Raw genomic sequence first — 8,704 nt, forward strand, 5'->3', positions numbered from 1 at the left:
CCTGGCTGAGTATGAAACTCATGAAATTGAAGGCGTTAGAATGCACGGAAGTTGAGGTTGACATAGCTCTCATCCTGAAATTCAAAGTAATTGAAGAGTGCGATCCAGAACAGATCGCACCCGAATAAAAAGACCCTACTTACGAACCGAGAATTTGCAGTTTATTTCGAGTACCACCGAAGCTGATGGAAGTACGGTGCTTATTGCCATAATCATCCGTAACAATCACCTCAAGGGGCCTCTCGAAATCCGACTTCGCATATTTGTCATACGTCCAGTATTGACGGCGATGCAGGCTGAACAGAACTTGACCTTCTGGTACGGCATACCCACTTTCCACAACGGGAGCTGGTACTTCGGTATTGGAACTCAATCGCCGTAACAGGACCTCGTCAATGTGCAGAATCTGTTCGCCGTTGGGATCTTTACGATGGGGCAATGCATAGCCCGTGATACTGTAAATATCCTCAAGCTGGGTATTACTTTCCCATTTAACCATACTGCAATTTCCGGGCAGGTCTTTGCAGTTATCGCCGTTAGAGTCGCAGATTCTATGGACAAACTCGATATCTTTTATTCCTACCTGCGTACTATTGACCAACAACTTCAAATAATAGTAATCCGTTGTGTTTAGGTCTCTATCGTCTGCAAGGCCCTCTACCCGCACCGGCGGTTTGTCACCGAAAGTAAGCACATTCTTGCCAGCCCCCCCTCCCTTTGGCGGTTCGACTGCAATAAGGTGACGGGTATAGGGCTCGCCATGATCGGCGCTGGGGTTGGAGTAAAACGTCTCGTAATTATCACTGCGAATGGTGGCGGATATCCGCAGATCCTCGACACTATGGCACTGAACATAGAAGTCCTTGGTGTACATCTTCGCCTCCAGTGGTCGCCCGGAGTCCGTTAATTGAGAAGTACTTGCAAGTTCAGGATTGTACGGTAAATATCCATTTTTTTCCCCGACATGCCATTTCCCGTCTTTTGGTACACCATCCTTCCCAACTTGCGGTAACGGATCTTTATTGTCTGCCGAAACCAGACGAATACTGTTCAATTCAGCCTCAGAAATTTCCAACGGATCAGGTGCCCCATCGTAGCTGGAGGGCTTGAACCGGACCACCACCTTGGCCTGTTGCAGACCATTGGCCCAGACTTTGGTCGGCTTGGTATTGGCCTCCACTGCAAAATCGAATATATCCGTGGCGAACCAGTTTGACTGCCGGGCGTGGTCGGACAAATGAATGATGCTGTAGCCGGATACCACTCCTTCTAATGTACCTTTAACCACACTGTAGGGCTGTGATATGACGCTTGGCGCCGTGAACACGCCAGTATCAGGATCGACATTCCCCTCTCCTGCAACCAGTGACCACTTTAATGAAGTACCTTCCGGACCATTCATAAACGCTCGGGCATTTGCCCGCAGGCCGGGATGGAATGCTGGCGTGACCACAAGGGAAAAGGTTCCGTTAAGCAACAACACGGTAGCGATGGCTTTCTCACCCAGACTGTCTTCGACATCAATCAGCACTGCCTCCAGGGTGCTCTCCGATGGCGTCTGTGGCCGTGTGTAGATCACCTCGCTGCCTTGGGTAGAGCTCAAAGTCCCCCGATTGCCACGCACCGACCACGTCAACGTCCCGCCACCCAGCGTCGTTGCCTTGAGCTTGACGGTTGTCGCGTCATCGTCCCTCATGTCAATCTGCAGCATCGACGGGGTCACCACCACACCGGCCAGCGCTACGGTCACCAATGCCGAAGCGGTCACTTCATTACCGGTAGCGGGGTCTATGTAAGAAGCGGTCACCACGTTGCGCGCCGCAGTGCCTTCGAGTAACTGAACGGCCGGCGCCGTGTACTCACCATTGTCAATCGTCCCCGTCGCCCTTGCGCCGTCGACGCTGCGCACACTCCAGGTGACATCCGTCGCTTTAATACCCAGTTGGCGGATAGTGAAGGTTTGTTTCGCCCCGGCCTTGACCACTGGCACCAGTGGATCGAGGGTAAAAGTGGTTTCTTTCGGGTCGATATGACCGAACAGCGCCAGGTCGCCAGGCAGTCGGGCTTCAGTCAGTTGCAAGGCGTTGCGTTCGGGAAAGAGCAGGTTGCTGATGGCCAAGACGTTGACTTCAGGAAGCTCGATCTTATGAAAGTTTCCGAATGCCTCATTGATATAACTAACGATTGGTTCGCGAAAGTCGGGCTCAAAGTGTCCGGGGATTTCACCGGGCAAAGCGTGGAATTCACTAAAATCAATCGGGCAACTAGCAACCGAGCCCGGCGCGCGCTCTAAAACAACGGTATTGTCAGACGGATCAACCATTGCCTTAAGAATAATATTTACTTCCGGCGATGGGTAAATTTTAAAGTAGATGTGCCTGTTTGGAGGAATAGCCCACGGATTATGCATATGAAAATCAAAAGACTGCTCTTGAGTGGTTTTCCATCGAATTACGCACCTGGCTTGATCATCACTAGATACATCAAGCGCACCACCTGGAGTCGCACCTGAAAATTCAATCCCAAGAGGGCCGATATTGGTTATTTTATAGGTGTCCATAGGGCCATCCTCCCATTCGAGATGAACACCTGGAATATCAAACCCTCCTGATATAGCCCTCAACGAACGGGCTATATAATCAGACTCAGATAACCGTTCAAAACGAAGATCATTGCCAATTTGTTTCTCCAGGCTGGCCTGAATATACCAATCAAACATCGCCCGACTGGCCAATACCAACGATGCCGAATATATCGCCTTCCCCTGTGGGTCCCGATCATTGGGAATCAAATAGTCAAGCGCTCCCTCCGCCGGATCCGCCCCCTCCTCGTTATTCCCCTTCGTCCTGACCAGCAGCACCACCGCGCCGTCACCGTAGTCGTCAGACGTGCGAATCTTTCCTTCATCGGTGGCCATGGTGCGGATGATGAAAGAGCGCGGCGCCAACAGATCGACGTCGCGCAAGTCCAGCATACCCAGGGTGTAACGCCGGTTTTCGGGTTTTTGTTTGAGGAACAGTTCCTTGAAGAAGTTTCCCAATAATTCCTGGGAATTGTCATCGTTCACCAGGTTGCAGCGGCAGTTATATCCCTCACCGATATCGACAATTACCTGGCCCTGTTCATTGACCGAACCTTTGGTGTCCGCCAGGTTGATATCCATGGTGACGGTGTACCCTTGATGGGCACTCACCACATAGCTGTAGAGAATCACTCCGGGAACTTGACTGGAACTCTTGCGCACATAAGACACCGTGCCAGACACAATATCCATGGTTGCGGTCACTCGGGAACCACGCAACGAGGCTTTTTCGAAGCTTAACCGGGGGTGGCTCAATATCAGCCCGCTTAATTCGAGCACTTCATCGCCGTCAGGCGTCATTGCCGGCGCGCCAAAGATGTGCTCACTAAAACTCTCTTTATTGAAGCGAGTAACATATTGCTGCTCTAACAGGCTATTAACCTTGGTGCGATTCATGAACACCACGGCATCCCAGCCGAGCGTGATCGATTTCCCTTGCATCCTGTTAGTAAGTTCAGCCAATGAATAGTTTGACATGGTTCGTCCGCCTTAAAATAAATGATGTTTTTATCAAGCGCTTCGGACCGTAAAATCTACGGCTTCAATAAGTTCTGCATACGTGCTGAGCGGTAATGGAATTGCGATTTGGCCATGTACCCTATAATGGCCAGAAAAATTGGCAGTGCCCGACAGCACAACGAATTCGCCTGGGGCAACTTCATCCGGCTCCGTATAGATTCCGGTTACCTCATCAAAGTGACCGTTCCCTGAAAGCTTGCTCCAGGTAAGCGTTATTCCGGGACCAGGAGTGATAGGCCCCGTTTCACCCCGCAACTCAAAATGTGCTTTTCCGCCTGGCAAGTCACTGGTTTCCGCGAGCACCATAGGCGCAATGTTCACTACTTTCTCAATTATCAATGAAATATAAGAAACCGCTCCCGATGAATCTTTAAATTCAATTTGATCAATCGGGAAAGGAGTATTAGCGTCCATGTTTGTCCCGGGGGTATAGATATATTTTTTCGGGTCTTCTGGATCAACCGTTAACGTCGACTTCCACTGCGGCGTCATAAACTTCCATTGCAGCTCTCCCGGATCCAATGACTGGACGGACAGTTTGAGCGTTTTCCCTTGTTCACAGCTGGCATACATCGGATTGGCTACGATGGCGCTATGAAGCACGGAAACCAGCGCCGAACTTTTCACGGTTTTTCCGCCAAGGGTTCCCTCGGCGGTCACCATGACCGCAACAAAACCATCAGGCAATTGATTCGCAGAAGGCGCAGTATATTTGCCGGCCGAATCGATCACGCCTGGCTGAGCAATTTTGCCGTCGACATCTTTCACACTCCATTGAACGTTAGCCAACGTGTTCGACAGGGTGAATTCCAGTTCACTGCCCGCCTTTATCGTCGAGTTCTGCGGAGTTAGCACAGTGGAAGTGCGAAGTGGATCGACCGAGCCGACAAGTAAAACATCACCTGGCATATCAGCATTAGACAGTTGCAGGGCATTCTCACCCGGAAATAGCAGATTTCTGACAAGAAAAGTGTCGATTTCAGGAAAGGAAAATCTACTTTCTATTTGACTCAACAAGCGTTCGGTATAGTTTAGTGCCGCATCCAACATATCGGTAGTATTAGGAAGGTGGGAGCCCTCAGGGAAATCCTTGAGCCATTCAGCACCCTTCGGAGCTTCCAGCCGAACGTCAGAACTCAACTTATTAAAAGTTACCTTGCCAGATACCTTGTCAAGTGCAATCTGCGCATGCACATTTAACGTCCCCTCCATTTCCAAACGGACAAGACGTTCATTGGACTCATTCATTACAAAATAGTCGGCCTGCGCTGAGAGCTCCCACTGCAACTTCAAAGTAGAATCGGCAGGATTCACAGAGATCGTGAGCAGGTCCTTGAATGGAAACCTTACATCAGCTTTAAGAGGTATTGGTACAAAGTAACCAGGATTTGGGGGTATGCCTGGCGTCCAAACCTCAAGTCGGACAAAACTCTCTACCTCAACCGCCCCCTCAGATGCCACTAGTACAGTCGCAATATCGGGAGTCGAGGGCAACGGTTTGAAAATCACGCCATTTTCCAGGACGTTGGTAAAATGCGTTCTAAGGATTCTATCCAGCAGGACTTTATTCGAAAGTAAAAGACTTCCGGTGTATGTCTTCCCATTACCATCAGATGGAATCAGATACGTCGAATTCCCATTTGGAAAAGTGGCGCTGTCCAGACCATCTTTCAAAGTAACGAACATCATCACGGCGCCATCACCGTAGTTTTCATCTCCGAGTACCGCAAGTGGGTCGGACTTCATGGTTCTGACTTCAAAACTTTTGGGCGTCAGCACGCCATTCAAGTCTCCCTCCAGGCGCCCCAACGGAAAAAATTTCTGTTCAGGTTTCACCTTTTCTTTAAAGTACTCCTTGAAACGTTCGCCAACCTGGGTCTGGGCAAGGTCGCCGGCGACAAAGTTCGCCATGAATGTATCGGCATTCGCTATGTCAATCACCACATCACCCAGCCCAGTGACCACACCTTTGGTCACGGGTTGATCCATCCATAATTGCGACCCGCCAACCGGGAGTACCTTCAGCATTTTCGACACATAAACCGAGCCGCCCTGATTCCTTTTAGTGCTGACAATCATCCCGCCGATCATGTCCATGGTCAGCCGTGCCCGAGCGCCAAGACTGGGGTCCGAACGTTCAAACGACAGACGTGGCGCACTGAGTTTCAAATTGAATATATGCTCGCTATATGAGTGATCCCCCCATTTCGCCACCATGCTTGCAGGTTCAATATAACCATCCGCGGTATTGAATCTTTCAACATACAGTTGAAACAACAACTCGTTTGCCTTGCGCTGATCGTATAACGTCACGGCATCCCAACCATAGGTCAAAGACTTGTCACGCATTTCGGCTACTAGCTGCGCCAATGTTTTTTTGCTCATGACTCAGTAACTCCAATAAATAAGAAACAATCTGGTCAACATCAATCCAGCAGTTTCAACGACAGGGGTCTATTAAATAAAAGGGTCGAGTGCCCCCCATCAAAACTTACGCTGGCTCTCAGGGTAAGTGTCTCGTTGGTTGCAATACCTGCCAGGTCCGTTTTCAACAGTCGGGCCTTGACCTCTCCGGTAACTTCTTCAGGCTCGACTTCACGTACGGCAATAATGTCCCGCTCGCTAATACCGGGGGCGGTCAACCACAAGCGCACGCGGTGCGCCGTTGAAATGAATGACCAGAGGCCGATACTCAACCCGGCGCCTTCAGGTGGAATGTGCGACAGTTTCAGGGTAGCTGGCGAACCGATCTCGGCTTTGTCGCAAACGATTCCGGGATGATTGGTGAGCTGACGGATATACAACTGTAAAGGAGGCTCAGCGTCCTGGCCGGCTACCCTGTAGGTCACTTCGACGGTTTTACCGAAGTTGGGCGGTAATACCTCGGGCGGTACTTTGAACTTCATTGGATTGAGCTGGCTTGGCGTCTGCGTCTCATACGAACCACTGGCGCCAAAGCCTTTCCAGTACGCCGTGACCTCCTCCCCGTCACCGATCGTGGCCGTAGAAGGAATCGTGATATACGCACCGCCAATGGCCATGATCGGATTGAGCTCGTCGCGTCCGCCCATCTCCACACTGCGATCGACCGTCGGCGTCGGCAATACCAACGGCTGGCGTATGGTCAATGCCAATGAAGCGCCGGAACCCGCGGCATCCGGCCGCGCGTACTGATAGCGCAGGCTTACCGAGCCGCCACGATTGTCCAGCAGCCATTGCGCCTCGATCGGCACCTCGATCTTGCCGCTTTCGATGTTGGAGCTATCGATCTTCAAGTACTTCAGGGTATTTTTATTCGGGCCGGCTCCAGACCCGGTGCGCGTGCCGTACACCAGTACCTCGTCGCCGACACGAATCCCCGGATAAACCGGGATAACCACGCGAATACCGTCAGGAAACCAACCGGGATTGATCTCGGTGCCAGTGAGGTCCTTGACGCTGGCCACAGGTAGCTCAGGCGCGGCAGGTGGTGTCACCAGGATCGTGCGTTCGGCCGACACGGTGTCAGCCAGCGTGGCGGACGACGCATAGGTAATCTCGTAATGCAGGGTGATCTTGCCGCCGCGCAGCTTCGCGGGGTGGATTCTATCTACCGTCCAACTCAGTACCTGCCCTGGGTTGTTGGTCGGGTCGGTGTCGGTATCGCTCAAGGTTTTGGCAGGTAAAGTAACAATTGGGCCCTGAGTGCCATCAGCATGCTCCCCTTTCCAGATAACCTTGACCACATCACCGCTGGACATCACGGTATAGGGCACCAACGCGATCGTCATATTGCGATCAAACGCGTCGAGGTCCAGCTGGAGGTCATGGGACTCCTTTATCTGCGGAGCGGATAACAGGCCATGTTTACCGATACCAAAATGGATTCTCTTGGACTCTTCCCTTGGTTTACCTGGCGGGTCGGTGACGCGGCTCAGAAAAAACGAATAAAACACCTGCCCCTTGTTCAACGCCTGCACAAAGTGATTGGCGACTTCCATCAGGAAGCCAAATTCACCTTCATTGCCTGGGTCGACATCAATCGGAATGTCCGTGATGTCTACCGGCTCACCATCCTCCGAAAGTCCGAGCCAGCTTTGGTAAAGAAAATCGCCAAGCCTGGGATCGGTGTACTTGGCATAGGTTTTGAGTGGCCCGCCGTTCAAGGCTTCCGGATCAATCGTATTGTTGATCAAGAGTGGAATGACCGGCGCCTCTAGATCGCCCGCTGGCATAGTAATATTCCTCACGCTAATGCAGATAAGTGGAACTTGAACCCACCTTGAAATGAATCTCGCATTACGTTTTACGCCTGATGGGCAATGCTGTGTACTAGCAGAACTGCTAGGTTGCCAAACGCGTTGGCGGTGCTAGAGTCGGGCAGAAGCAAACCTTGCTTGTTTTTTCCTGAACTTATTCGAGGCATTCGATAATGAAGTATTCAAAAGCACTATTCGCTGCTACTGCTTGCGCATGGATAACACTTTATGGGGCGAGCGCTCTTGCCGCAGCGCAGGTATTTGATGGCAATCAAGACGAGCCAAAAACAAACTATGGCGATATTATATTCTTCAACTCCAAGGGTGAAAAAATATGCTCCCTATCCGTACCAGAAACCAAAAAAACCTTTGATTTCAGCGAGAGCAGTCAGAGCTGCGAAAACAATAAGGTAGCCAGTTTTACCCTCCAAGGCATCCCCTCGGCAACACTCATTTATTTCCATGAAAACCAAACCTGCTCTGATGGAAAGTACAATAATAACTTCTTTGTAAAACTCAAAACAGTTAAGCAGCCGACAAGCTGGGTAACCCCTCCAAATCCTCCGATGCCTGTGATGAACTTTAATGACTTTAAAAAGAAAAAAGCCGGGGACCTGATTCCAGACAGGAATATTCGTGTAGACGATCAATGGGAAGGCTCTGAATTTGCAAACAAGGATTGGGATGAGCGAATCAGCTGCGTTTATATCGAACGCTCTCAACCGGTTAAATGATCAAGCTTGTTGACTCCGCCGGCACTTGCATCTTTACGCCTTCCGCTCAAGCATCGAGGTTTCTTTCATGAGCATTTCCACTTCGATACAGTCCAACGCCTTCAACTTCATGAATTTCATTCAAAGCCAGA

4 protein-coding genes are annotated in these 8,704 nt (G+C 50.7%); 1 reads left to right on the forward strand and 3 read right to left on the reverse strand.

What is annotated here, in order from left to right:
* Positions 1 to 139 precede the first annotated feature (139 nt).
* The 3 genes from D8U73_RS26510 to D8U73_RS26520 are packed head-to-tail and all read right to left on the reverse strand — an operon-like array spanning position 140 to position 7,815.
* Positions 140 to 3,559: a hypothetical protein gene (locus D8U73_RS26510; RefSeq protein ID WP_130906190.1), complete on the reverse strand. Its 3,420-nt coding sequence runs from the start codon at positions 3,557 to 3,559 to the stop codon at positions 140 to 142.
* Between the two features lie 33 nt (positions 3,560 to 3,592).
* Positions 3,593 to 5,986 (reverse strand): hypothetical protein, encoded by a 2,394-nt coding sequence (locus D8U73_RS26515; RefSeq protein ID WP_130906191.1) that lies wholly within the window; start codon positions 5,984 to 5,986, stop codon positions 3,593 to 3,595.
* A gap of 41 nt (positions 5,987 to 6,027) precedes the next feature.
* Positions 6,028 to 7,815, reverse strand: coding sequence for a hypothetical protein (locus D8U73_RS26520; RefSeq protein WP_130906192.1), 1,788 nt, complete (start codon positions 7,813 to 7,815; stop codon positions 6,028 to 6,030).
* Between the two features lie 197 nt (positions 7,816 to 8,012).
* Here D8U73_RS26520 and D8U73_RS26525 point away from each other — a divergent pair, with 197 nt between their 5' ends.
* On the forward strand, positions 8,013 to 8,573 hold the full coding sequence (locus D8U73_RS26525; protein ID WP_130906193.1) for a hypothetical protein: 561 nt from the start codon (positions 8,013 to 8,015) through the stop codon (positions 8,571 to 8,573).
* Positions 8,574 to 8,704: the final 131 nt, after the last annotated feature.

This window comes from Pseudomonas sp. Sample_22 (assembly GCF_004307635.1).
Classification (GTDB): domain Bacteria; phylum Pseudomonadota; class Gammaproteobacteria; order Pseudomonadales; family Pseudomonadaceae; genus Aquipseudomonas.